The sequence below is a fragment of the Nocardia sp. No.11 genome (assembly GCF_038752175.1).
GTDB lineage: Bacteria > Actinomycetota > Actinomycetes > Mycobacteriales > Mycobacteriaceae > Nocardia > Nocardia canadensis.
Genome location: NZ_JBCGFB010000045.1, coordinates 1 through 24,461, shown reverse-complemented (window position 1 = coordinate 24,461; position 24,461 = coordinate 1). Strand labels below are relative to the sequence as shown.

23 protein-coding genes are annotated in these 24,461 nt (G+C 68.0%); all 23 read left to right on the top strand.

Features of this window, described 5'->3' with window-relative positions:
• The first annotated feature begins 80 nt into the window (after positions 1-80).
• The 23 genes from argS (at position 81) to murA (ending at position 24,241) form a co-directional block, all read left to right on the top strand.
• Positions 81-1,742, top strand: coding sequence for an arginine--tRNA ligase (gene argS, locus V8688_RS16170; RefSeq protein WP_342801141.1), 1,662 nt, complete (start codon positions 81-83; stop codon positions 1,740-1,742).
• Between the two features lie 34 nt (positions 1,743-1,776).
• Positions 1,777-3,198, top strand: a complete 1,422-nt coding sequence (gene lysA, locus V8688_RS16165) for a diaminopimelate decarboxylase (protein ID WP_316573687.1) — start codon at positions 1,777-1,779, stop codon at positions 3,196-3,198.
• Positions 3,198-4,556, top strand: a complete 1,359-nt coding sequence (locus V8688_RS16160) for a homoserine dehydrogenase (protein WP_316573688.1) — start codon at positions 3,198-3,200, stop codon at positions 4,554-4,556. Before lysA ends, V8688_RS16160 begins: the two co-directional genes overlap by 1 nt.
• Positions 4,553-5,647 carry a threonine synthase gene (gene thrC, locus V8688_RS16155; RefSeq protein ID WP_342801140.1) on the top strand — a complete coding sequence of 365 codons (1,095 nt, stop codon included), beginning with the start codon at positions 4,553-4,555 and terminating at the stop codon, positions 5,645-5,647. Before V8688_RS16160 ends, thrC begins: the two co-directional genes overlap by 4 nt.
• A 25-nt stretch (positions 5,648-5,672) precedes the next feature.
• A complete protein-coding gene (gene thrB / locus V8688_RS16150) occupies positions 5,673-6,599 on the top strand; it encodes a homoserine kinase (RefSeq protein WP_218721213.1) in 927 nt (308 codons plus the stop codon).
• Positions 6,600-6,939: 340 nt separating this feature from the next.
• On the top strand, positions 6,940-9,021 hold the full coding sequence (gene rho, locus V8688_RS16145) for a transcription termination factor Rho (RefSeq protein WP_218721193.1): 2,082 nt from the start codon (positions 6,940-6,942) through the stop codon (positions 9,019-9,021).
• Between the two features lie 213 nt (positions 9,022-9,234).
• On the top strand, positions 9,235-9,465 hold the full coding sequence (rpmE, locus tag V8688_RS16140; protein WP_022567395.1) for a 50S ribosomal protein L31: 231 nt from the start codon (positions 9,235-9,237) through the stop codon (positions 9,463-9,465).
• 219 nt (positions 9,466-9,684) lie between these two features.
• The gene (gene prfA, locus V8688_RS16135; protein ID WP_218721192.1) at positions 9,685-10,764 is read left to right on the top strand and encodes a peptide chain release factor 1; all 1,080 of its coding nucleotides are present in this window, start codon (positions 9,685-9,687) and stop codon (positions 10,762-10,764) included.
• Positions 10,765-10,834: 70 nt separating this feature from the next.
• Positions 10,835-11,731 (top strand): peptide chain release factor N(5)-glutamine methyltransferase, encoded by an 897-nt coding sequence (gene prmC / locus V8688_RS16130; protein WP_218721191.1) that lies wholly within the window; start codon positions 10,835-10,837, stop codon positions 11,729-11,731.
• A gap of 211 nt (positions 11,732-11,942) precedes the next feature.
• Complete coding sequence (locus tag V8688_RS16125; protein ID WP_218721190.1) at positions 11,943-12,608, top strand: L-threonylcarbamoyladenylate synthase; 666 nt, start codon at positions 11,943-11,945, stop codon at positions 12,606-12,608.
• 13 nt (positions 12,609-12,621) lie between these two features.
• Positions 12,622-13,752 (top strand): MraY family glycosyltransferase, encoded by a 1,131-nt coding sequence (locus tag V8688_RS16120; protein WP_218721189.1) that lies wholly within the window; start codon positions 12,622-12,624, stop codon positions 13,750-13,752.
• 27 nt (positions 13,753-13,779) lie between these two features.
• Positions 13,780-14,238 (top strand): hypothetical protein, encoded by a 459-nt coding sequence (locus V8688_RS16115; protein WP_218721188.1) that lies wholly within the window; start codon positions 13,780-13,782, stop codon positions 14,236-14,238.
• Positions 14,239-14,525: 287 nt separating this feature from the next.
• Entirely contained in the window at positions 14,526-15,380 is an 855-nt protein-coding gene (atpB, locus tag V8688_RS16110; protein WP_255588549.1) for a F0F1 ATP synthase subunit A, read from the top strand.
• A gap of 78 nt (positions 15,381-15,458) precedes the next feature.
• On the top strand, positions 15,459-15,707 hold the full coding sequence (locus V8688_RS16105; RefSeq protein WP_019045404.1) for an ATP synthase F0 subunit C: 249 nt from the start codon (positions 15,459-15,461) through the stop codon (positions 15,705-15,707).
• A gap of 5 nt (positions 15,708-15,712) precedes the next feature.
• On the top strand, positions 15,713-16,270 hold the full coding sequence (locus V8688_RS16100) for a F0F1 ATP synthase subunit B (RefSeq protein WP_218721187.1): 558 nt from the start codon (positions 15,713-15,715) through the stop codon (positions 16,268-16,270).
• Positions 16,271-16,289: 19 nt separating this feature from the next.
• Positions 16,290-17,102, top strand: coding sequence for a F0F1 ATP synthase subunit delta (locus V8688_RS16095; protein ID WP_218721186.1), 813 nt, complete (start codon positions 16,290-16,292; stop codon positions 17,100-17,102).
• Between the two features lie 69 nt (positions 17,103-17,171).
• On the top strand, positions 17,172-18,812 hold the full coding sequence (gene atpA / locus V8688_RS16090; RefSeq protein ID WP_218721185.1) for a F0F1 ATP synthase subunit alpha: 1,641 nt from the start codon (positions 17,172-17,174) through the stop codon (positions 18,810-18,812).
• Between the two features lie 62 nt (positions 18,813-18,874).
• The gene (locus V8688_RS16085) at positions 18,875-19,846 is read left to right on the top strand and encodes a F0F1 ATP synthase subunit gamma (RefSeq protein ID WP_218721184.1); all 972 of its coding nucleotides are present in this window, start codon (positions 18,875-18,877) and stop codon (positions 19,844-19,846) included.
• Between the two features lie 24 nt (positions 19,847-19,870).
• Complete coding sequence (gene atpD, locus V8688_RS16080; protein WP_218721183.1) at positions 19,871-21,319, top strand: F0F1 ATP synthase subunit beta; 1,449 nt, start codon at positions 19,871-19,873, stop codon at positions 21,317-21,319.
• Between the two features lie 6 nt (positions 21,320-21,325).
• The gene (locus tag V8688_RS16075; protein WP_218721182.1) at positions 21,326-21,703 is read left to right on the top strand and encodes a F0F1 ATP synthase subunit epsilon; all 378 of its coding nucleotides are present in this window, start codon (positions 21,326-21,328) and stop codon (positions 21,701-21,703) included.
• Positions 21,704-21,877: 174 nt separating this feature from the next.
• Positions 21,878-22,306, top strand: a complete 429-nt coding sequence (locus V8688_RS16070) for a DUF2550 domain-containing protein (protein WP_218721181.1) — start codon at positions 21,878-21,880, stop codon at positions 22,304-22,306.
• A complete protein-coding gene (locus V8688_RS16065) occupies positions 22,303-22,881 on the top strand; it encodes a cob(I)yrinic acid a,c-diamide adenosyltransferase (protein ID WP_218721180.1) in 579 nt (192 codons plus the stop codon). The genes V8688_RS16070 and V8688_RS16065 overlap by 4 nt, the downstream gene beginning before the upstream one ends.
• Positions 22,882-22,960: 79 nt before the next feature.
• The gene (murA, locus tag V8688_RS16060; RefSeq protein ID WP_218721179.1) at positions 22,961-24,241 is read left to right on the top strand and encodes a UDP-N-acetylglucosamine 1-carboxyvinyltransferase; all 1,281 of its coding nucleotides are present in this window, start codon (positions 22,961-22,963) and stop codon (positions 24,239-24,241) included.
• Positions 24,242-24,461 lie beyond the last annotated feature (220 nt).

The window sequence follows — 24,461 nt, the reverse complement described above, 5'->3', positions numbered from 1 at the left end:
TGCTCTTTCGACGTGTGGATCGGGACGTTCGTACCGGGCGGTCGTGGTTGCGAGGCGCCCAGCCAATAGGATAGAGACTCGTGACTCCAGCTGACCTTGCAGATCTCCTTCGCACCACCGCCGCGAAGGTGCTTGTCGAACGCGGACTGGACTCGTCGGTCCTGCCCGAGCAGGTCACAGTGGAGCGTCCGCGCAACCCCGAACACGGCGACTATGCCACGAATGTGGCGATGCAGGTGGCCAAGCGCGTGGGAACCAATCCGCGCGAACTCGCGGGCTGGCTGGCCGAGGCGCTCTCGGCGACCGACGGCATCGATGTGGCCGACGTCGCGGGTCCCGGCTTCCTCAACATCCGCCTGGCCGCCTCGGCGCAGGGCGCGATCATCGCGCAGATCCTGGCCGCGGGCGAGAAGTTCGGCACCGGCGCCGCCCTGGCCGGCACCAAGATCAACCTCGAGTTCGTCTCCGCCAACCCGACCGGCCCCGTGCACCTCGGTGGCACCCGCTGGGCTTCCGTCGGTGACGCGCTGGGCCGCATCCTGGCCGCGCAGGGCGCCGACGTGACCAGGGAGTACTACTTCAACGACCACGGCGCCCAGATCGACCGCTTCGCCAAGTCGCTGGTCGCGGCCGCGCTCGGCGAGCCGACCCCCGAGGACGGCTACGCGGGCGAGTACATCCAGGAGATCAGCGCGAGCATCGTCGCCGCGCACCCCGACGCGCTCACCCTGCCCGCCGACGAGCGGCACGAACTGTTCCGGCGCGAGGGCGTGCAGCAGATGTTCGCCCAGATCAAGCAGGATCTGCACGACTTCGGCACCGATTTCGACGTGTACTTCAACGAGAGCGAACTGTTCGCCTCCGGCGCCGTCGAGCGGGCCGTCGAGGAGCTCAAGAACTCCGGCAACCTGTACGAGAAGGACGGCGCCTGGTGGATCGCCTCCACCGAATACGGCGACGACAAGGACCGCGTCGTCCTCAAGAGCGACGGCAACGCCGCCTACATCGCCGGTGACATCGCCTACTTCCAGAACAAGCGCGCGCGTGGCTTCGACCTGGCCATCTACATGCTCGGCGCCGACCACCACGGCTACATCGGCCGGTTGAAGGCCGCCGCGGCCGCCTTCGGCGACAACCCCGACACCGTCGAGGTGCTGATCGGGCAGATGGTGAATCTGGTCCGCGACGGCCAGGCCGTGAAGATGAGCAAGCGCGCCGGCACCGTGGTGACCCTCAACGACCTGGTCGAGCAGATCGGCGTCGACGCGGCCCGCTACTCGCTGGTGCGCTCCTCGGTGAACTCGAGCATCGACATCGATCTCGACCTGTGGACCAAGGCGAGCAGCGAGAACCCGGTCTACTACGTGCAGTACGCGCACTCGCGGACCAACAGCATCCTCGGCAATGCCGCCAAGTACGCCGAGTTCGCCACCGTCGCACCGGATTTCGCGCTGATGACCTCGGCGCGCGAAGGCGACCTGATCCGCACCCTCGGTGATTTCCCGCGCGTGGTCGCCACCGCCGCCGAGACCCGCGAACCGCACCGCATCGCCCGCTACCTCGAAGAACTGGCCGGTGTCTACCACCCCTTCCAGTCCGACGACGACATGCGCGTGCTGCCCAAGGGTGACGACGCCGTCACCCCGCTCAACGCCGCCCGGCTCGAACTGGTCAAGGCCACCCGTCAGGTGCTGGCCAACGGTTTGGCCCTGCTCGGCGTCAGCGCACCGGAGCGCATGTGACCACCGGCAAGCTTTTCAGGAAGGACGCACAACTGTGAGTGGTGCACACCCGGCCGGTCCCCGGCACGCAGAGATCCCGCACGCCCCGAGCCTGCCCGAGCGCCCGACCGATCCGCGCGAGATGATCGACCTGCCCGCCAACGTGTGGCCGCGCAACGCCGCTCGTGGCGAGGACGGCGTCGTGCGGGTGGCCGGGGTGCCGATCACCGAGCTGGCCCAGCAGTACGGCACCCCGCTGTTCGTCGTCGACGAGGACGATTTCCGCTCCCGCTGCCGCGACATGGTGCGCGCTTTCGGGCCCAACGCCCGCGTGCACTACGCGTCCAAGGCGTTCCTGTGCGGTGAGATCGCGCGCTGGATCCGCGACGAGGGGCTGTCGCTGGACGTCTGCTCCGGTGGCGAGCTGGCCATCGCCCTGCACGCCGGGTTCCCGGCCGAGCGCATCGCGCTGCACGGCAACAACAAGTCGGTGCCCGAGCTCGAGGCCGCGGTCGCCGCGGGCGTCGGCCACGTGGTCGTCGACTCGCTCTACGAGATCGAGCGGCTCGAAGCGGTCGCCGGTGCCGCGGGCGTGGTGCAGGACGTGCTGGTCCGGGTCACCGTCGGTGTCGAGGCGCACACCCACGAGTACATCTCCACCGCGCACGAGGACCAGAAGTTCGGTTTCTCGATCGCCGGTGGCGACGCCATGGAGGCGCTGGCCCGCGTCTTCGAGGCCGACAACCTGCGCCTGGTCGGTCTGCACAGTCACATCGGCTCGCAGATCTTCGAGCTCGACGGCTTCGAGATCGCCGCGCGCCGCATGCTCGGCCTGCTCCGCGAGGCCATCGACAAATTCGGTATCGAGCGCACCGCACAGATCTCCACCCTGGATCTGGGCGGTGGCCTCGGTATCTCGTACCTGCCGAGCGACAACCCGCCGCCGCTGGACGAGTTCGCCGCCAACCTGCGCGGTCTGGTCGCCGCCGAGGCCGCCCGCGCCGGGCTGCCCGAGCCGACCATCGCCGTCGAGCCGGGCCGCGCCATCGCGGGGCCGGGCACCGTCACGCTCTACGAGGTCGGCACCATCAAGGACGTCGAGCTCGACGGTGGCGCGCGTCGTCGCTACGTCAGCGTCGACGGCGGCATGAGCGACAATATCCGTCCCGCGCTGTACCAGGCCGATTACGATTGCCGTCTGGTCTCGCGCTCGTCGGACGCCCATGCGGTCGTCGCGCGTGTGGTCGGAAAGCATTGCGAGAGTGGCGATATCGTCATTCGTGACACCTGGATGCCTGCCGATGCGGGCCCCGGTGACCTGGTCGCCGTCGCGGCGACCGGCGCGTACTGCTACTCGATGTCGAGCCGCTACAACCAGCTCACCCGGCCCGCGGTGGTCGCGGTGCGCGACGGTGCGTCGCGACTGATTCTGCGCCGGGAAACGGTGGCGGACCTGCTCAGCCTGGAGGTGGAATGATGAACGCATCGCGGAGCGATTCGATCGGGGACGCGGGGCGCCCGCTGGGTGTCGCCGTGCTCGGCATGGGCACAGTGGGTACCGAGGTCGTCCGCGTGCTGCGCGACCACGCCGACGACCTGCGCTCGCGCGTCGGCGCGCCGCTGGTGCTGCGCGGCGTGGCCGTACGCGACCTGAGCAAGGACCGCGGCCTGCCCGCCGAACTGCTCACCACCGACGCCGAGGCGCTGGTCGCCCGCGACGATGTCGACCTGGTGGTCGAGGTCATGGGCGGCATCGATCCCGCCCGTGCGCTGATCGGCGCCGCCCTGAGCGGGGGCAAGTCCGTCGTCACCGCCAACAAGGCGCTGCTGGCCGACTACACCGGTGAGCTGGCCGCCGCCGCCGAGCGCAGCCGCGCCGACCTGTACTTCGAGGCCGCCGTCGCCGGCGCGATTCCGGTGGTCCGTCCGCTGATCCAGTCGCTGTCGGGTGACCGGGTGAACCGCGTGGTCGGCATCGTCAACGGCACCACCAACTTCATCCTCTCCGCGATGGACGAGACCGGCGCCGCCTACGACGACGTGCTCGCCGAGGCGACCGAGCTGGGCTACGCCGAGGCCGACCCCACCGCCGACGTCGAGGGCTTCGACGCCGCCGCCAAGGCCGCCATCCTGGCCTCGCTGGCCTTCCACACCCGCGTGACCGCGGCCGATGTGTATCGCGAGGGTATCTCCAAGATCACCGCCGAGGATCTGGAAACCGCCTCCGCCGTCGGCTGCACCGTGAAGCTGCTCGCCATCTGCGAGCGCGTCGCGGCCGGTCCGGGCGAGCCCACCTCCGCCGAAGGCGGCAAGGACCGCGTCTCGGTGCGGGTGTACCCGGCGCTCATCCCGCGCAAGCACCCGCTGGCCTCGGTCAACGGTGCGTTCAACGCCGTCGTCGTCGAGGCCGACAACGCCGGTAGGCTGATGTTCTACGGTCAGGGCGCCGGTGGCGCGCCGACCGCTTCGGCCGTGCTCGGCGACCTCGTGATGGCCGCCCGCAACAAGTTCTACGGTGGCCGCGCTCCCGGCGAGTCGGTCTATGCTGAGCTGCCGATCGCGCCGATCGGGGACACCCCCACCCGCTACCACGTGAACCTGCAGGTGGCGGACCGGCCCGGCGTGCTCGCCGCGGTGGCCGACACCTTCGCTCAGCACGGGGTGAGCATCTCCACCGTGCGTCAGCAGGGGCACGGCGACGGCGCCCGGCTCGTGGTCGTCACCCACCATGCGGTGGAGTCCTCGCTGGCCGATACTGTCGCGGCATTGGCGGACATGGATTCCGTCACCTCCGTGACCAGCGTTCTCAGACTGGAAGGCACCGAAGAATCATGAGCACCACTGGCATCGCCCCCCAGCTCGGCGTGCACTCGCGCTGGCCGGGTCTGATCGCGGCCTACCGCGACCGGCTGGCCGGTGCGGCCGACTGGGAGCCGGTCACCCTGTTCGAGGGCGGTACCCCGCTGGTCCCCGCGACGCACCTGTCCGAGCTGACCGGGTGCGAGGTGTACCTCAAGGTCGAGGGTGCCAACCCGACCGGTTCCTTCAAGGACCGCGGCATGACGATGGCGATGACCGACGCGAAGTACCGCGGCCAGAAGGCCGTGCTGTGCGCCTCGACCGGCAACACCTCGGCCTCGGCTGCCGCCTACGCCACCCGCGCGGGCATGGAGTGCGCGGTGCTGATCCCGCAGGGCAAGATCGCGATGGGCAAGCTGGCCCAGGCCGTGATGCTGGGTGCGAAGATCATCCAGGTCGAGGGCAACTTCGACGACTGTCTCGAGCTGGCCCGCAAGGTCACCTCGGACTTCCCCGAGGTCGGGCTGGTGAACTCGGTGAACCCGGCGCGAATCGAGGGGCAGAAGACCGCGTCGTTCGAGATCTGCGATGTGCTGGGCAAGGCGCCCGATGTGCACGTGCTGCCGGTGGGCAACGCGGGCAACATCACCGCCTACTGGCGTGGGTACCGCGAGTACCACGCCGACGGCATCACCTCGGGGCTGCCGCGCATGCTCGGCGTGCAGGCCGCCGGTGCGGCCCCGCTGGTCAACGGCGCGCCGGTGCGTGACCCCGAGACCGTGGCCACCGCGATCCGGATCGGCGCCCCGGCGTCGTGGAACGGGGCGATGGAGGCCAAGGAGCAGTCCGGTGGCGCGTTCCGCGCGGCCACCGACGAGGAGATCCTGGCCGCGTACCGGCTGGTCGCGGCGACCGAGGGCGTGTTCGTCGAGCCCGCGTCGGCGGCGAGCGTGGCCGGTCTGCTGGCCGCCCGCGCGGAGGGCTGGCTGGATTCGGGCCTGACCGTGGTCTGCACGGTGACCGGCAACGGTCTCAAGGACCCCGACAACGCGCTGGCCGGCATGCCCGAGGTCAAGCCGATCGCCGTCGACCCGGTGGCCATCGCCCACGAGCTCGAGCTGGCCTGAGTTGAGCGCACGCGAGAGCAGGCTGATGACCGCTACCCTGCCCGCCGGTCTCGAAGTGACCGTGCGCGTTCCCGCTTCCACGGCCAACCTCGGTCCCGGATTCGATTGCCTGGGAATGGCATTGGGTCTCTACGACGAGATCGTGGTGCGCACCACCGATTCGGGTCTCGAGATCCGGGTCGAGGGTGAGGGCGCCGACGACGTGCCGTGGGGCCCAACGCATCTGGTGGTGCGGGCGATCGAGCGCGGACTGGAATCACTCGGTGTCTGGGCCGACGGCCTCGACGTGGTGTGCCGCAACGTGATTCCGCACTCGCGCGGCCTCGGTTCCAGTGCCTCGGCCGTGGTCGGCGGCCTGGCCGCCGGCGCCGGGCTGGCCGCCAAGTTCGATCCCGACCTGCGGCTGGACGGCGCTCAGCTGGTGCAGCTGGCCTCGGAGTTCGAGGGTCATCCCGACAACGCCGCGGCCAGCGTGCTCGGTGGAATCGTCGTGTCGTGGACCGAATCCGATGCCGAGCAGAATCGCGCTTATCGGGCCGTGCGGCTGACCCCCGCCGCGGCGCTGCGCCCGGTGGTGCTGATCCCGCAGGAACGCTCGTCCACCGCGCACACCCGCGGGCTGCTGCCCGAGCAGGTGCCGCACGGTGACGCCGCGTTCAACGTCAGCCGGGCCGCGCTGGCCGTCGTCGCGCTCACCGAGCGCCCCGATCTGCTGATGCCCGCCACCGCCGACCGGCTGCACCAGACTCAGCGTGCTCCCGCGCTACCGCTCACCACGACCTGGATCGAGCGACTGCGGGCCGCGGGAATTCCGGCCACCGTTTCCGGCGCCGGTCCGACGATTTTGGCGCTCGCCACCGAGGATTTCCCTGATGACCTGCGCAAACAGGCGGAAGCGGACGGGCTGCGAGTGGTCGAACCCGGCATCGCCGACGGCGTCGCGATCGACTGACGGCGTGCCTGCCTTGCCGTTGTTCGCAATTGGCAGCTATTCTGTGCAAGTCCGTACATCGTGCGCATCAGACGCCGGTGCTTCATCAGGGCAATCGCTCCAGCAGGCTCCAGGCTCGAGCCTCCACACCATGGAGGTGCTGCGACGCCGAGAAGCCGCTCAACTGGAATGATCTCTCCTCACCACTGTCTTCTGGTGGCGAAGCCTCCGGTCCGGCGGGGCGGGTAGTACGGCACAGGCGTCCGGTCGGACGCATAATCCGAGCTCGGCACAGGGTGCCGGGTCTACGGAACGAACCCTCGATTCAGCACACGGCATTCGAGGGAAGGAAAGGATTTCCGTGACAGATACGGACCTGCTCGCGACACCCGGGGTGGAATCCAACCCTACGAACTCGGGCGGCCGCGAAAGTGAATCCGGACAGATTTCGAAAATGAGCGAACACACCGACGTCGCACGATCGGGGCTGACTGGAATGCTGTTGCCGCAGTTGCGCGCATTGGCGGGGGAGCTCGGTATCCGAGGCACCTCCGGTATGCGCAAGGGCGATCTCATCGCCGCTATCAAGGAAAACCAGGCCGGAGCGCCTGCGAAGGCGGGTAAGCCCGCCGAGGCCGCCGCCGTGACGGCCGACGCGCCCGCCGCCAAGAGCGAAGCGCCCGCCAAGGCGGAAGCGCCCGCCAAGACCGAGGCGCCCGCCAAGGCCGACAAGCCGGCCAAGGCCGACAAGGCCGAGCCCGCCGAGAAGCAGGCCGCCGCGGTCGTGACCGAGCAGGCCCCGGCCGAGCAGGGGACGGCCGAGACCAAGACCGCCGAGTCGACCGAGGATTCCGGTCGAGAGGGCGGTCAGCGTGGCCGTGGCAGGCAGCGTCGTGGCCGTGACCAGGCCCGTTCCGGCGGTGGCGAGAACGCCCAGGCCGAGAACCGCGCCGAGGAGACCAAGCAGGCCGACAAGGCCGACGGTGGCGAGCAGGGCGAGCGCAGGCGTGAGCGTGGCGAGCGCAACGGCGGCGACCGGGGCGAACGCGCCGGTGGCGACCGTGGTGAGCGCACCGGTGGCGACCGTGGTGAGCGCAACCAGAACGAGCGCAACCAGAGCCAGAACGGCAACAACGCCGGGAATCGCGGTCCCCGCGACGACCGCGGTGGCGACGACGAGGAAGGCGGCCGCGGTCGCCGGGGTCGCCGGTTCCGTGAGCGTCGTCGTGGTCGTGACCGCGACGGTGGCGCCGGTGGCGGTGGCGGCGAGGCCCGCGACTTCGAGATCCGCGAGGACGACGTCCTGCAGCCGGTCGCCGGCATCCTGGACGTGCTGGACAACTACGCGTTCGTGCGGACCTCCGGCTACCTGGCCGGCCCGAACGACGTGTACGTCTCGATGAACCTGGTGCGCAAGAACGGCCTGCGCCGCGGTGACGCGATCACCGGTGCGGTGCGCGCCCCGCGCGACGGCGAGCAGAGCAACCAGCGCCAGAAGTTCGACCCGCTGGTCCGCCTGGACACCGTCAACGGCGGCGAGGTGGAGGCGGCCAAGCGTCGTCCCGACTTCCAGAAGCTGACGCCGCTGTACCCGAACCAGCGTCTGCGTCTGGAAACCACCCAGAACAAGCTGACCACGCGTGTGATCGACCTGATCATGCCGATCGGCAAGGGCCAGCGCGCGCTGATCGTGTCCCCGCCCAAGGCGGGTAAGACCACGATCATGCAGGACATCGCCAACGCGATCGCGATCAACAACCCCGAGTGCTACCTCATGGTCGTGCTGGTCGACGAGCGTCCCGAAGAGGTCACCGACATGCAGCGTTCGGTGAAGGGTGAGGTCATCGCCTCCACCTTCGACCGGCCGCCGGCCGACCACACCTCGGTCGCCGAGCTCGCCATCGAGCGGGCGAAGCGCCTGGTGGAGATGGGCAAAGACGTTGTCGTGCTGCTCGACTCGATCACCCGATTGGGCCGCGCGTACAACAACTCCTCGCCCGCCTCGGGCCGCATCCTCTCCGGTGGTGTCGACTCGACCGCGCTGTACCCGCCCAAGCGGTTCCTCGGCGCGGCGCGCAACATCGAGAACGGTGGCTCGCTCACCATCATCGCCACGGCGATGGTCGAGACCGGCTCCACCGGTGACACGGTGATCTTCGAGGAGTTCAAGGGCACCGGCAACGCCGAGCTCAAGCTCGATCGCAAGATCGCCGAGCGGCGCGTGTTCCCGGCGGTGGACATCAACCCGTCCAGCACCCGCCACGACGAGTTGCTGATGTCGCCCGACGAGATGGCCGTGGTGCACAAGCTGCGGCGCGTGCTCTCGGGCCTGGACTCGCACCAGGCGATCGATCTGCTGATGGATCGGCTGCGCAAGTCCAAGAACAACCTCGAGTTCCTGATGACGGTCTCCAAGACCGCACCGGGCGCACTCGACGAGTGACGCGACGGGGGCCCGCTACGGCGGGCCCCCGCTGCGTTTCCCGGCCGGGAACAAACCTGTGGCCGGGGGTGTTTTCGGAGGGTGCGGCCAGGTCTGGCATACTGGATCGCTGTGTGTCTGCGAGTTCGCAGACATCCCGCCTAGTCGGTTCCGGTTCACGTATCCCGCGCTCCAGCGGTGTACGACCCGGCGACCATTATCGAGAGGACGCCCATGAAGGCAGGAATCCACCCCACGTATGTCGACACCACCGTTGTGTGTGGTTGCGGCAACACCTTCCAGACTCGCTCCACCAAGGAGTCCGGCCAGATCACCGTCGAGGTCTGCTCGCAGTGCCACCCGTTCTACACCGGCAAGCAGAAGATCCTCGACACCGGCGGCCGCGTCGCTCGCTTCGAGGCTCGCTACGGCAAGCGCGCGGGCAAGAAGGCCGACGCCAGCTAGTTGCCTCACCCGACGCCCGGTTCTGCTTTCGCAGGCCGGGCGTCGGTATTTTCGGCGGCGCGGGCGCCGCGGGGTCTCGGCCTTTCGGCCTCGATTCTTCCCTCCTCCGCTCAGTCGCTTCGCTCCTTCGCTCCGTCAGTCCAGAATCGAGGCGGCCGAGACGGGCCTTCGGCCCACCAGACTCCGCAGCCGCTACCTCCCCAGTAGGAGTTCACCGACATGGCCGATCAGACGGCCCCTTCCGCCATCGACGACATTCTGGCCGAGTACGCCGGCCTGGAGACGCAGCTGGCCGATCCGTCGTTGCACAACGACGCCGGTGCGGCCCGGCGGGTGGGCAAGCGATTCGCCGAGCTGGCGCCGGTGATGTCGACCTACCGCAAGCTCGAGTCGGTGCGCGACGATCTCGAGGCGGCCCGTGAGCTGGCCGCCGACGACGCCACGTTCGCCGCCGAGGTGCCCGGCCTGGAAACCCAGCTGGTGGAGCTCGAGCAGGCACTGGCCGATCTGCTCGCTCCGCGCGACCCGCACGACGGCGACGACGTGGTGCTCGAGGTGAAGTCCGGTGAGGGCGGCGAGGAATCGGCGCTGTTCGCCGCCGACCTGGCCCGCATGTACATCCGCTACGCCGAGCGGCACGGCTGGAAGGTGGAGACGCTCGACGTCACCTACTCCGACCTGGGCGGCTACAAGGACGCGACGCTGTCGATCAAGAGCAAGGACGCGGCCCGCGACGGCGTGTGGTCGCGCTTCAAGTTCGAGGGCGGGGTGCACCGCGTGCAGCGCGTGCCCGTGACCGAGTCGCAGGGCCGCATCCACACCTCGGCCGCCGGCGTGCTGATCTACCCCGAGCCCGACGAGGTCGAGCAGGTGCAGATCGACGAGACCGACCTGCGCATCGACGTCTACCGGTCCTCCGGCAAGGGCGGCCAGGGCGTCAACACCACCGATTCCGCGGTCCGCATCACCCACCTGCCCTCCGGCATCGTGGTGACCTGCCAGAACGAGCGGTCGCAGCTGCAGAACAAGGCGCGCGCGATGCAGGTGCTCGGGGCTCGGCTGCAGGCGCTGGCCGAGGAGCAGGCCGAGCAGGAGGCGGCGGCCGGTCGGGCCAGCCAGATCCGCACGGTGGACCGTTCCGAGCGGATCCGCACCTACAACTTCCCGGAGAACCGGATCGCCGATCACCGCATCGGTTTCAAGGCGCACAACCTCGACGCCGTGCTCGACGGTGACATGGACGCGCTACTCGACGCGCTCGGCAAGGCCGACCGCGACGCCCGGATGGCAGCCGAGTAGCCGGGATGAGCGCTCAGCGCCCGGACCGGGCAACGCGCGCCACGCTCGCCACCAGGGAGGACGCTCGCGCATGCCGGACGACACGGTGACCGAGCGGGTCCGGTTGCGTCCGCTGATCGTCGCGGCCGCCGAGCGACTGGCCGCGGCGGGCGTGGCCTCGCCCCTGCCCGATGCGGAGAACCTGGCCGCGCACGTGCTCGGGATCGACCGGATGCGGTTGGCGCTGCATCCGATGGTCGAGCCGGACGAGGCCGCGCGATTCGCCGCGCTGGTCGATCGGCGGGCCACGCGAATCCCGTTGCAGCACTTGACCGGCACGGCCGCGATGGGCGAGATCGACCTGGCCGTGGGTCCCGGGGTGTTCGTGCCGCGCCCGGAGACCGAGCTGCTGTTCGCCTGGGCACTGGCCTGGCTGGAGACGCTGCCCCACGACCACGCGCCGCTCGTCGTCGACCTGTGCACCGGGTCGGGCGCGCTGGCCCTGGCCATCGCGCACGCCCGCCCGGATGCCGAGGTCCACGCCGTCGAACTCGACCCCGACGCCCTGACCTGGGCCCGCCGCAACGTCGACGACCGCATCGCCGACGGCGACACCCCGATCACCCTGCACGCCGACGACGTCACCGACCCGGCCCTGCTCACGGCCCTGTCCGGCCGCGTCGACCTGGTCGTGTCGAACCCGCCCTACATCCCGGAGGCGGCGGTCCTCGACCCCGAGGTCGCCGACCACGATCCGCACCGCGCCCTCTTCGGCGGCCCCGACGGCCTCGATGTCATCCGCCGGATGGTCCCCACCATCGCCCGCCTGCTGCGCCCCGGCGGCGCCACCGCGATCGAACACGACGACACCAACGGCGGGGGAGTGGCGGCCCTGCTCGCCGCGGCCGATTTCACCGGCATCGTCGAACACGCCGACCTCGCCGACAAGCCCCGCTTCGTCGTCGCGACAATGCCCAGCAAATCCTGAGTCCTGATCGAACGACGTGCCAGGGCCGACGAGGTCGGCCCCCGAGTCCCGGCAGCACACTTCCAGCAGGAAACGAATTCCGTGCTCGCGCATGCGCCGCGGGCGTATCCCGGGGACGCCCAAAAGTCCCCCCACATTCCGCCGTCGGCCCGACAGCTAGACTCTTGCCGCATCCACAGACCAGCAAGAAACGCGGAGAGGCGGACAAGCCGTGAGTACCGTCTATGACTGTGCCGAGCAGGATTCGCGGGCCGCTGGGCTGACCGCGGCGACCAGCGCGCTGAAGTCGGGGCGGCTCGTGGTCATGCCGACGGACACGCTGTACGGCCTGGCGGCCGACGCGTTCGACGCCGACGCGGTGGGCGCGCTGCTGGCCGCCAAGCGGCGCGGTCGCGATATGCCCGTCCCGGTGCTCGTCGGGTCGTGGCACACCATCGATGGACTGGTGTTCTCGGTGCGCCCGCAGGCGCGCGAGCTGATCCGGGCGTTCTGGCCGGGCGCGCTGAGCCTGGTCGTGCAGGCCGCGCCCTCGCTGGCGTGGGACCTGGGCGATACCCGGGGCACGGTGATGCTGCGGATGCCGCTGCATCCGGTAGCGCTGGAACTGCTGCGCGAGGTCGGTCCGCTGGCCGTGTCGAGTGCCAATGTGTCGGGGCAGCCCCCGGCCAGCACCGTCGAGCAGGCGCGCGAGCAGCTGGGTTCGCTGGCGAGTGTGTATCTCGACGGCGGTCCCGCCGAGCACGCGGTGGCGTCGACGATCGTCGATCTGACCGCGGATCAGCCGCGGGTGTTGCGGGAAGGTGCGGTGGCGGTGGCCGATGTCGCGGAGGTTCTCGGTATGGCGCCGGATGCCCTGATCAGCCCCGCGCAGCGGTGATCGCACGCATCCGATGAGCACGGTCGTTCCCCTGCGCGAGCTGGTGCTCGTGCTGCTCGTCTCCGCCACGGTGACGTTCCTGGCCACCGGCGGCATCCGGGTGCTCGCCATCGCGTTCGGCGCGGTCGCGATTCCGCGTGAGCGCGATGTGCACGTCACGCCGATTCCGCGGATGGGCGGTGTCGGCATGTATGTCGGCGTGGTCGCCGCGGTGTTGTTCGCACACCAATTGCCCGCACTGCGGCGGGGTTTCGATTACGCCCCCGATATTCCGGCGGTCCTGGTCGCGGCGACGATCATCGTGCTGGTCGGCATCGTCGACGACCGGTGGGGCCTGGACGCGCTCACCAAATTCGCCGGGCAGGTGACCGCCGCGGGCGTGATGGCCGTGATGGGCTTGAGCTGGTACGTGATCTACGACCCGTTCAACGACACCACCGTCGTCCTGGACGCGCTGCAGGGCGGCCTGGTGACGGTGGGAATCACCGTCACCCTGGTGAACGCGATGAACTTCGTCGACGGCCTGGACGGTCTCGCCGCGGGCCTCGGCTTGATCTGCGCCGGCGCGGTTTTCGTGTTCTCCGTCGGTTTGCTCTATGACCAGGGCGGTTCGGTCGACACCTATCCGCCCGCGTTGCTGGCCGCCGCGCTGGCCGGTGCCTGCCTGGGATTTCTGCCGCACAATTTCTCGCCCGCCCGAATCTTCATGGGTGATTCCGGCTCGATGATGATCGGATTGATGCTGGCCGCGGTTTCCACTGGTGCCTCGGGTCGAATTCCGCTGCAGGGCTACGGCCCGCGCGACATTGTGGGTTTGCTCTCGCCGCTGTTGCTGGTGGGTGCGGTGATGTTCATTCCGGTGCTCGATCTGTTGCTGGCGATCGTGCGCCGCGTGCGCGCCGGCGTGAGTTTCTCCACACCGGACAAAATGCATCTTCATCACCGATTGCTGCAGATCGGACATTCACAGCGACGCGTTGTGCTGTTGATCTATTTGTGGGTCGGCGTGCTCGCCTTCGGCGCGGTGGGGACCTCGCTGATGGATCGGCGCCTGGTGGTGCTGCTGGTGGCGGGTGGATTGGTGTTCGCCCTGGTAGTGACCGCGATCCCGTCGATGCGCCGGATGGAGTCGGCCAATCGCTGAGAAGCGGCCGAAGGTAAAGTACGACCCGTGAGCTTTACACCCACCCCCGTGCCCGGACCCGACGCCCCCCTGCGCACCGCGCTGCGCTACGGCCTGATCGGGCTCGGTGTCCTCGTGGTCGTCTCGGTGGTGATCGGCACCCTCGTCGCGGGTATGCCGGGTCTGTGGGGCGCGCTGCTGGGCGCGGCGATCGGCGGCGGGTTCATCCTCACCACCGTGGTGGCCGTGCTGCTGGGCGCCAAGCTGCCGCCGAGCACGGCGGGCCTGGTCATGCTGGTCAGCTGGGTCGGCAAGCTGCTGATCGCGCTGGTGATCGTCGGCGTGCTGAACCAGTTCGACTTCTACAGCAGGCCCACGCTGTTCTTCACCGTGGTCGGAGCCCTGCTCATCGTGCTGGGGGCGGAGACGTATGGCGTTGTGAGCGTGAAGGTTCCGTATGTCACGACACGCGCGGGAGACGACGAAACGGCTTCCGAGCAGGAATAATCCCACCCAGCTACACACTGTCGTAGATAGCTTGGTAAAGTGTTGGTAAGCAAGCACCCAAGCTGGAGGCGCTGCCCAGGATGACTCGGGGCATTGCCTCGGGTTACCAGGGGGGATCGCCAAGATCCTGCCCGGTGCCGCTATGCTTACTGCCGATCCGGGTGGAATGTGCCCGGTTGAAGCATGTCGACGATGTCGCCGACGCCCGAACAGAAGCTTTACGGGGTTACACCGTACGAGCAACTGTCGAATTTCGAGCCGACCAGAGTCGACCCCATTGATCGTCAATGTCCGATCGAACCGCGGGAATGACCGTCGTACCCGCGGCCCGAACACGGGAGAGAACGCTGAGCGTCATCACTTTGGCGGCGGGCGAGTTCCACGCGCCATCGCTGTCCGACTTCTTCCCTCCAGCAGTGCTGTTCGAGGGTACGCCGTTCGAACTCGACCGCCTGATGCTGATCCGGCTGCTGATGACCGCCGTTGTGGTGCTCGTCTTCGTGCTGGCTTTCCGCTCGCCGAAGATCGTGCCGCGCGGCCTGCAGAACGTGATGGAAACCGCGGTGGTTTTCGTCAAGGAGCAGATCGCCGACGAGGTACTCGGTAAGGAAACCGGTAAGCGGTTCCTCCCGCTGATCGCGACGATCTTCTTCACGGTTCTGTTCCTGAACTTCTCCAGCATTGTTCCGTTCCTGAACATCTCGTCGAATGCGCGAGTCGGCATGCCGCTGGTGCTCGCCGCGATCGCGTACATCGCGTTCAACTACGTGGGCATCCGCAAGTACGGCTTCTTCAAGTACATGCGCTCCAGCATCGTCGTTCCGGATGTGCCGCCCGCCCTGCACGTGCTGCTGATCCCGATCGAGTTCGTCTCGACGTTCATCCTGCGCCCGTTCACGCTGACCGTCCGACTCATGGCGAACATGCTGGCCGGCCACATCATGCTGGTGCTGTTCTTCAGCGCCACCTGGTTCTTCCTCTTCGATGCCACCGCGTGGATGAAGGTCTTCACGCCCTTCTCGCTGCTGGCAGGCATCGGCTTCACGCTGTTCGAGCTGCTGGTCATCTTCCTGCAGGCGTATGTGTTCGCCCTGCTGACCGCGGTGTACATCAGCCTCGCGCAGCACGCCGCCGACCACTGACCTGAATCCACACCAGTACTGCCAAACCTGCTACACACGCCGACCGGCGGGTGAGCAACAGAAAGGGAAAGAAGACTCATGAGCCTCGCTTACCTGGCCCAGGAAGCCGCGACCACCGAGAGCACCTTCAAGGGCTTCGGCGCCATCGGCTACGGTCTCGCCGCGATCGGCCCCGGCATCGGCGTGGGTATCGTCGTCGGTAAGGCCATCGAGGGCTTCGCCCGTCAGCCCGAGCTGGCCGGCCAGATCCGTACCAACATGTTCCTCGGTATCGCGTTCACCGAGGCCCTGGCGCTGATCGGCCTCGTCGCCGGCTTCATCTTCTGATTCCGATGCGCGAACTCATCACGCTCGCTGCCGAAGGGGGAGAGGATGTGAATCCTCTCATTCCCGAAACGTACGACATCGTCTGGTCGATCGTCTGCGTCGCCATCATCGGCGTGCTCTTCTGGAAATACGTGATCCCGCGTGTGACCAAGACACTCGATGAGCGTGCCGACAAGATCGAAGGCGGTATCGCCAGGGCCGCAGCCGCGCAGGAAGAGGCACAGCAGACGCTGCAGCAGTACCAGCAGCAGCTTGCCGACGCCCGGCTCGAGGCCGCACGTATCCGCGAGGATGCGCGCACCCAGGGTCAGCAGATCCTCGCGCAGATGCGCGCGGATGCCCAGGCCGAAAGCGACCGTATCGTCGCCGCCGGTCACTCCCAGCTGGAAGCCCAGCGCCAGCAGATCCTGACCGAGCTGCGCTCCGAGGTCGGCCGCACGGCCGTCGACCTGGCCGAGAAGATCATCGGCCAGTCTGTCTCGGACGAGGCCAAGCAGGCGGCGTCGATCGACAAGTTCCTCAGCGAACTCGACGACACCGACGCCATCGGGGTCGGAAGGTAACGACGCGAAAGTGAGAAGCATGTACGCAGCGAGCCGCGAGGCCAGCTCCCGGTCCCGGGAGGCGCTTCGGGCCGCTCTGACCGGAAGCGAAACTGTTGCGGCCACAACGGGGTCGGAACTGTTCGCCGTTGTCGCCGTGCTGGACGACCAGCGTTCGCTGCGTGTGGCGCTCGCGGACGTGTCGGTGCCGGGTTCGGCGCGCGCTGAACTCAGTGAGCGGATCTTCGGCGGCAAGGTCAGCGCTGCCACGCAGGCAGTGCTGACCACCGCGGTGGCCCAGAACTGGTCGCGCACCCGCGATCTGGTCGACACCCTGGTGCTGCTCGGGCAGGAGGCTCTGCTGGAGTCCGCTGCCGACGGCGGCCGGCTGGACGCGGTGGAGGACGAGCTGTTCCGGCTCGGTCGCATCATCGCCGACAACCCGCAGCTGGAGCAGGCACTGTCCGATCAGGGCAAGCCGGCCGCGGCGCGGCGTGAGCTGATCGAGCGGCTGCTGACCGGCAAGGCCGAGCCGATCACCCTGACGCTGGCCGAGCAGGCGGTGACCCGACTGCGGACCAACAACATCGGCGTCGCCTTCGGCGCCCTGTCCGATCTGGCGGCGGCCCGTCGTGACCAGATCGTCGCCCACGCGCACGCCGCGGTCGAGCTGTCCGATCAGCAGAAGGAGAAGCTCTCGGCTTCCCTGCAGCGGATCTACGGCAAGGCGGTCACCGTGCACGTGCAGGTCGACCCGACGCTGCTGAGCGGCGTCGTCGTGCGCGTCGGAGACGACGTCATCGACGGCAGCGCCACCGGCCGACTGGAGAAGCTGCGCCGGGCGCTGTCCTGATCAAGGACAGCTCACCGCAGTAATTCTCCAACCCCCGACATTCGAGACCACAGCGAGAGCAGGAACAACATGGCGGAGCTGACGATCTCCTCCGACGAGATCCGTAGCGCGATCGAGAGCTACACCCAGAGCTACACCCCGGAAACCTCCATCGAAGAAGTCGGCCTCGTGACCGACACCGGCGACGGCATCGCGCACGTCAGCGGTCTGCCTTCGGCGATGGCCAACGAGCTGCTCGAGTTCCCGGGCGGCGTCCTGGGCGTCGCGCTGAACCTCGAGGACACCGAGATCGGTGCCGTCATCCTCGGCGAGTACGCCTCGCTGGAAGAGGGCCAGCAGGTCCGCCGCACCGGCGACGTGCTGTCGGTTCCCGTCGGCGACAAGTTCCTCGGTCGCGTCGTCAACCCGCTCGGCCAGCCGATCGACGGCCTGGGCGAGATCGAGGCCGACGACCGCCGCGTGCTGGAGCTGCAGGCCGCGACCGTGCTGGAGCGCCAGCCGGTCGAAGAGCCGCTGGCCACCGGTATCACCGCGATCGACGCGCTGACCGCCATCGGCCGCGGCCAGCGTCAGCTGATCATCGGCGACCGTAAGACCGGCAAGACCGCCGTCGCCGTCGACGCGATCCTGAACCAGAAGGCGAACTGGGAGTCGGGCGACCCCAGCAAGCAGGTTCGCTGCATCTACGTCGCGATCGGCCAGAAGGGCTCCACCATCGCGGGCGTCAAGACCGCGCTCGAGGAGCACGGCGCGATGGAGTACACCACCATCGTCGCGGCCCCGGCCTCCGACTCCGCCGGCTTCAAGTGGCTGGCTCCGTACACCGGTTCGGCCATCGGCCAGCACTGGATGTACCAGGGCAAGCACGTCCTGATCGTGTTCGACGACCTGACCAAGCAGGCCGAGGCGTACCGCGCCATCTCGCTGCTGCTGCGTCGTCCGCCGGGCCGCGAGGCGTACCCCGGTGACGTCTTCTACCTGCACTCCCGCCTGCTGGAGCGTTGCGCGAAGCTGTCCGACGAGATGGGCGGCGGCTCGATGACCGGTCTGCCGATCATCGAGACCAAGGCCAACGACGTCTCGGCGTTCATCCCGACCAACGTCATCTCCATCACCGACGGCCAGGTCTTCCTCGAGTCCGACCTGTTCAACAAGGGCGTCCGCCCGGCGATCAACGTCGGTACCTCGGTCTCCCGTGTCGGTGGCGCCGCCCAGACCAAGGCCATGAAGAAGGTCGCCGGTTCGCTGCGTCTGGAAATGGCGCAGTACCGCGAGCTGGAGGCGTTCTCCGCCTTCGCTTCCGACCTGGACGCCGCCTCGCTGGCGCAGCTGGAGCGCGGTGCCCGCTGGGTGGAGCTGCTCAAGCAGAACCAGTACTCCCCGGTCGCCGTCGAGGATCAGGTCGTCTCGATCTACCTGGTCGACGCCGGCTACTACGACTCGGTGCCGGTCGGCGACGTGCGTCGCTTCACCGCCGAGCTGCTGGAGCACCTGCACAGCGCGACCCAGTCGTCCTTCGACGCGCTCGAGGGTGGCCGCAAGCCGCTCGACGGCGAGGCCGCCGACGCGATCAAGTCGGAGACCGACAAGTTCAAGGAAGGCTTCCTGGCTTCCGACGGCAGCCGTGTCGTGAACGAGGCCGCTGCCGGCGATCTGGACCACGAAGAGGTCGAGTCGCTGTCGGTCACCCGCAAGCACGTCGACAAGTAAGCCGGGTCAGGACTGATGTCGGCATATTCCGATCTGGCGAATGAAGGGAGTGTGAACCGCTAGTGGCAAGTTTGCGTGAATTGCGCTCCCGCATTCGTGGTGTGAATTCGATCAAGAAGATCACCAAGGCTCAGGAACTGATCGCGACCTCGCGAATTTCCAAGGCCCAGGCCAGGGTTGCGGCGGCCAAGCCGTACGCCGAGGAGATCACCAAGGTCCTCGGTGAGCTGGCGAGCGCCTCGAAGAACCTGTCGCACCCGCTGCTGACCGAGCGTCCCAACGCTCGTCGGGCCGCTGTCCTGGTGATCACCAGTGACAGCGGTATGTGCGGTGGCTACAACTCGAACGTGCTCAAGCGCGCCGAGGAGCTCATGACCACGCTGCGTGGCGACGGCAAGGAGCCGGTGCTGTACGTGATGGGCAACAAGGGCCTCACGTACTACAAGTTCCGCAACCGTCCGTTCCAGGCGTCGTGGACCGGCTTCTCCCAGCAGCCGAAGTACACCGATGCCTCGGCCGCGTGCCAGCACCTGGTCGAGGCCTTCATGGCCGGCTCCGACAACGAGGTTCCCTCGCTGGACGGCACCGGGACCATCGCGGGCGTCGACGAACTGCACATCGTGTACACCAAGTTCGTCTCGATGCTGACCCAGACCCCGGAGGTGCGCCGCTTGGCGCCGATCCAGGTGAGCTTCGTCGACGAGAAGTACGAGCTCGGCGAGGACATCGTCTCGGATTCGCCGAACGCGGTGGTCACGGCGCAGTACGAATTCGAGCCGGACGCCGATGTGCTGCTGGGCGCTCTGCTGCCCAAGTACGTCAACACGCGTATCTACGCATCGTTGCTCGAGGCAGCGGCATCCGAGTCCGCGGCTCGGCGCACCGCAATGAAGGCGGCGACCGATAACGCCAACGAGCTGGCCAGTGTGCTCCAGCGCGAGGCGAACTCGGTGCGTCAGGCCCAGATCACGCAGGAAATCAGCGAAATCGTCGGCGGCGTGAACGCGCTGGCGTCGAGCTCGGACCGCGACTAGAAGCGCAGGAAGAGAACCAATCTAATGACCGCAGCTGTCACTCAGGACAACGCGACCAAGGCGGGCGCAACCGCCGGCCGCGTCGTCCGTGTCATCGGCCCCGTCGTGGACGTCGAGTTCCCGCGTGGCGCCATCCCCGAGCTGTTCAACGCTCTGCACGCCGACATCAAGCTCCCGTCGGTGGCCAAGACCCTGACCCTCGAGGTCGCGCAGCACCTCGGCGACAACATCGTGCGCACCATCTCGATGCAGCCGACCGACGGCCTGGTCCGTGGCGCGAGCGTCACCGACTCGGGCAAGCCGATCTCGGTGCCCGTCGGCGACATCGTCAAGGGCCACGTGTTCAACGCCCTCGGTGACTGCCTCGACTCGCCGGGCCTCGGCCGCGACGGCGAGCAGTGGGGCATCCACCGCAAGCCCCCGAGCTTCGACCAGCTCGAGGGTAAGACCGAGATGCTCGAGACCGGCGTCAAGGTCATCGACCTGCTGACCCCGTACGTCAAGGGCGGCAAGATCGGTCTGTTCGGTGGTGCCGGTGTCGGCAAGACCGTTCTGATCCAGGAGATGATCACCCGTATCGCTCGCGAGTTCTCCGGCACCTCGGTGTTCGCGGGCGTCGGTGAGCGTACCCGTGAGGGCACCGACCTCCACCTGGAAATGGAAGAGATGGGCGTCCTCCAGGACACCGCCCTCGTCTTCGGCCAGATGGACGAGCCGCCGGGCACGCGTATGCGCGTGGCCCTGTCCGCGCTGACCATGGCGGAGTACTTCCGCGATGTCCAGCACCAGGACGTGCTGCTCTTCATCGACAACATCTTCCGTTTCACCCAGGCCGGTTCCGAGGTCTCGACCCTGCTGGGTCGTATGCCCTCCGCCGTGGGTTACCAGCCGACGCTGGCGGACGAGATGGGTGAGCTCCAGGAGCGCATCACCTCGACCCGTGGTCGCTCGATCACCTCGCTGCAGGCGATCTACGTCCCCGCCGACGACTACACCGACCCGGCGCCGGCGACCACCTTCGCCCACCTCGATGCGACGACCGAGCTTTCGCGCCCGATCTCGCAGAAGGGCATCTACCCGGCCGTCGACCCGCTGACCTCGACCTCTCGTATCCTCGAGGCGTCGATCGTCGGTGAGCGCCACTTCCGGGTCGCCAACGAGGTCAAGCGGATCCTGCAGAAGTACAAGGAGCTGCAGGACATCATCGCCATCCTCGGTATGGACGAGCTCTCCGAAGAGGACAAGGTCCTCGTCGGCCGCGCCCGTCGTCTGGAGAAGTTCCTCGGCCAGAACTTCATCGTGGCCGAGAAGTTCACCGGTCAGCCGGGTTCGGTCGTGCCGCTGGAGCAGACCATCGACGACTTCGATCGCGTCTGCAAGGGCGAGTTCGACCACTTCCCGGAGCAGGCGTTCAACTCCTGCGGTGGTCTCGACGACGTCGAGGCCGCTGCGAAGAAGATCGCCGGGAAGTAGTCCACCATGGCGGAAATGACAGTTGATCTCGTCGCCGTCGAACGCAAGCTCTGGTCCGGCCAGGCGACGTTCGTCAGCGCGCAGACCACCGAAGGTCAGATCGGCATCATGGCGGGCCACGAGCCGCTGCTCGGTCAGCTCGTCGAGGGCGGCACGGTGACCATCGTGTCGACCGACGGCGATCGGATCGTGGCCGCGGTGCACGGCGGTTTCTTCTCGGTCACCGCCGACACCGTGCGGGTGCTGGCCGAGTCCGCGGAACTCGCGGGTGAGGTCGACGTCGACGCGGCGCGCAAGGTGCTGGCCGACGCGAGCGCCACCGAGGTGGAGCTGCGGGTCGCTCAGGGCCAGGTGCGCGCGGTCGAGGCGACCGTGACTGCCTGATCTGTTCACCGAACGACACACTGTCGGCGACGAACTCCGGTTCGTCGCCGACAGTGCTGTTTCCGGCCGTATTACCGATCCCGCCGGAGTGGCCCACAACGGGCGTGATTGAATGACGGCGGGGGTGTCTTCGACACCAGCTGAGCGAAAGGGCGTACGGCATTGCAAACCGGGATGGTTCTCCTGATCATTCTGGTGCTGACGCTCGTGTTCGTAGCAGGTGCTTCGACTTACCGGCTGGTGATGCTGCGCCGGGGCGGCACGGCCGCGCTGCTGCGGGTATTGCCCGCGCGCGGCGGCCAGGGCTGGCGGCACGGTCTCATCCGCTACGACGAGGATCGCCTCGTCTTCTTCAAATTGACCAGCCTCAAGTTCGGTCCGGACTCCACCGTGCACCGGCAGGGCCTCGAGATCGTCGAACGCCGCGCGCCACAGGGCGACGAATTCGACATCATGAGCGAGGACATCGTGGTGGTAGCCGTCACCGATCCGCACAGCAGCTTCGAGCTCGCGCTCGACCGCGGATCGATGGCGGCTTTTCTGTCGTGGGTGGAGTCGCGGCCGTCCGATCGCGCCCGCCGGACCAGGGGAGGCCAGGCATGAGCGTCCATCTCACCCGGATCTACACCAGGACCGGCGACGACGGCACCACCGGTCTGAGCGATTTCTCGCGCGTCCCCAAGACCGATCCCCGGCTGGTGGCCTACGCCGACTGCGACGAGGCCAACGCGGCACTCGGCGTCGCGGTCGCGCTCGGCGCGCCGGAGCCCGCGGTGCTCGCGGTGCTGCGCCAGGTCCAGAACGACCTTTTCGACGCGGGCGCGGATCTGTCGACCCCCGTGGTGGCCGAGCCGAAGTACCCGCCGTTGCGCATCACCCAGCCCTACATCGATCGGCTGGAGAAGTGGTGTGACGAGTTCAACGAGGGCCTGGCACCGCTGAATTCGTTCATCCTGCCCGGCGGCACGCCGATTGCCGCACTGTTGCACACGGCACGCACCGTGGTCCGGCGCGCCGAGCGTGCGGCGTGGGCGGCGGTCGAGGCCCACCCCGACGACACCAGCGTGTTGCCCGCCAAATACCTCAATCGCCTGTCGGACCTGCTGTTCATCCTCAGCCGTGCGACCAATCCCGAGGGCGACGTGCTGTGGCAGCCGGGTGGCGGAGCCGAGCGCTGAAAGCCACTCGGTGGCGCCAGGATCGGTCGGTTTGGCGTCGGGGGGCGTGTCGTCGGGCAACGGTCGATAAGCTGGCGGGGTGAGCGAACGGTTTCTGGTCTCCGGCGGTAATCAGCTCGTCGGCGAGGTCGCGGTCGGCGGCGCGAAGAACAGCGTGCTGAAGCTGATGGCCGCCGCTTTGCTGGCCGAGGGTACGACCACCATCACCAACTGCCCGGACATCCTCGATGTCCCGCTGATGGCCGAGGTGCTGCGTGGTCTCGGCTGCGACGTCACGATCTCCGACGACGAGAGCGGAGACCGCTCGGTCTGCACGATCGTCACCCCGCCGGAGCCGAAATATCACGCCGACTTCCCGGCGGTGACCCAGTTCCGCGCCTCGGTGTGTGTGCTCGGTCCGCTGATGGCGCGCTGTAAGCGCGCGGTCGTCGCGCTCCCGGGCGGTGACGCGATCGGCTCGCGGCCACTGGACATGCACCAGCAGGGCCTGCGCCTGCTCGGCGCGACCAGCGAGATCGAGCACGGATGCGTGGTCGCCCGCGCCGACGAGCTGCAGGGCGCGCGCATCCGCCTCGACTTCCCGTCGGTCGGCGCGACCGAGAACATCCTGATGGCCGCGGTGCTGGCCGAGGGGGAGACGGTCATCGACAACGCGGCGCGCGAGCCCGACATCGTCGACCTGTGCACCATGCTCGTGCAGATGGGTGCGCGGATCGACGGTGCCGGTTCCTCGGTGCTGACCGTGCAGGGCGTCAAGAGCCTGTCACCGACCACGCATCGGGTGATCGGCGACCGTATCGTCGCCGCCACCTGGGGTATCGCCGCGGCGATGACCACCGGCGATGTCCGGGTGACCGGGGTCAACCCCAAGCACTTGGCGCTGGTGCTGGACAAGCTGCGCTCGGCCGGCGCGCGGATCTCCTACGAGCCCAACGGTTTCCGTGTCGTGCAGGCCGAGCGCCCGCGCGCGGTGAACTTCGCGACGCTGCCGTTCCCGGGCTTCCCGACCGACCTGCAGCCGATGGCGATCGGCCTGGCCGCCATCGCCGACGGCACGTCGATGATCACCGAGAACGTCTTCGAGGCGCGGTTCCGCTTCGTCGAGGAGATGATCCGGCTCGGCGCCGATGCCCGCACCGACGGTCATCACGCGGTGGTCCGCGGTATCCCGCGGCTGTCCAGCGCGCCGGTGTGGTCCTCCGACATTCGCGCCGGCGCCGGTCTCGTACTGGCCGGTCTGGTCGCCGACGGCGTCACCGAAGTCCACGATGTCTTCCACATCGACCGCGGCTACCCGAAGTTCGTCGAGCAGATGCAGGCGCTGGGTGGACAGGTCGAGCGCGTCGATACGCCGAAATAGCCTGTCTGACCAGGCGATTTGACTTCGCGTTCGTCGGTGCGTAACTTTATTCGAGTCAGAGCGACGCGGTGACGCTGAGCGCCTGATTGATCATCTAGCCAGACTCACTCCTTCCGAATTTGCTTCGGTCGGGTTGCCTGCGCTAGGTTGGAACAGTTGCCCTGCGGAAGCCCCTACGAAATGTTGCGGGTGGATGCTTGTGCGTGTGTTCTTTGAGAAC

What these genes read in the sequence shown, in the direction of transcription:
- thrB (WP_218721213.1), top strand. Translation starts at nt 5,673, where the DNA reads ATGACCGCTACCCTGCCCGCCGGTCTCGAAGTGACCGTGCGCGTTCCC.
- V8688_RS16065 (WP_218721180.1), top strand. Translation starts at nt 22,303, where the DNA reads ATGAGCGTCCATCTCACCCGGATCTACACCAGGACCGGCGACGACGGC.
- V8688_RS16070 (WP_218721181.1), top strand. Translation starts at nt 21,878, where the DNA reads ATGGTTCTCCTGATCATTCTGGTGCTGACGCTCGTGTTCGTAGCAGGT.
- atpD (WP_218721183.1), top strand. Translation starts at nt 19,871, where the DNA reads ATGACCGCAGCTGTCACTCAGGACAACGCGACCAAGGCGGGCGCAACC.
- V8688_RS16095 (WP_218721186.1), top strand. Translation starts at nt 16,290, where the DNA reads ATGTACGCAGCGAGCCGCGAGGCCAGCTCCCGGTCCCGGGAGGCGCTT.
- V8688_RS16105 (WP_019045404.1), top strand. Translation starts at nt 15,459, where the DNA reads ATGAGCCTCGCTTACCTGGCCCAGGAAGCCGCGACCACCGAGAGCACC.
- rpmE (WP_022567395.1), top strand. Translation starts at nt 9,235, where the DNA reads ATGAAGGCAGGAATCCACCCCACGTATGTCGACACCACCGTTGTGTGT.
- atpB (WP_255588549.1), top strand. Translation starts at nt 14,526, where the DNA reads ATGTCCGATCGAACCGCGGGAATGACCGTCGTACCCGCGGCCCGAACA.
- V8688_RS16120 (WP_218721189.1), top strand. Translation starts at nt 12,622, where the DNA reads ATGAGCACGGTCGTTCCCCTGCGCGAGCTGGTGCTCGTGCTGCTCGTC.
- V8688_RS16160 (WP_316573688.1), top strand. Translation starts at nt 3,198, where the DNA reads ATGAACGCATCGCGGAGCGATTCGATCGGGGACGCGGGGCGCCCGCTG.
- atpA (WP_218721185.1), top strand. Translation starts at nt 17,172, where the DNA reads ATGGCGGAGCTGACGATCTCCTCCGACGAGATCCGTAGCGCGATCGAG.
- V8688_RS16075 (WP_218721182.1), top strand. Translation starts at nt 21,326, where the DNA reads ATGGCGGAAATGACAGTTGATCTCGTCGCCGTCGAACGCAAGCTCTGG.
- prfA (WP_218721192.1), top strand. Translation starts at nt 9,685, where the DNA reads ATGGCCGATCAGACGGCCCCTTCCGCCATCGACGACATTCTGGCCGAG.
- thrC (WP_342801140.1), top strand. Translation starts at nt 4,553, where the DNA reads ATGAGCACCACTGGCATCGCCCCCCAGCTCGGCGTGCACTCGCGCTGG.
- V8688_RS16100 (WP_218721187.1), top strand. Translation starts at nt 15,713, where the DNA reads ATGCGCGAACTCATCACGCTCGCTGCCGAAGGGGGAGAGGATGTGAAT.
- prmC (WP_218721191.1), top strand. Translation starts at nt 10,835, where the DNA reads ATGCCGGACGACACGGTGACCGAGCGGGTCCGGTTGCGTCCGCTGATC.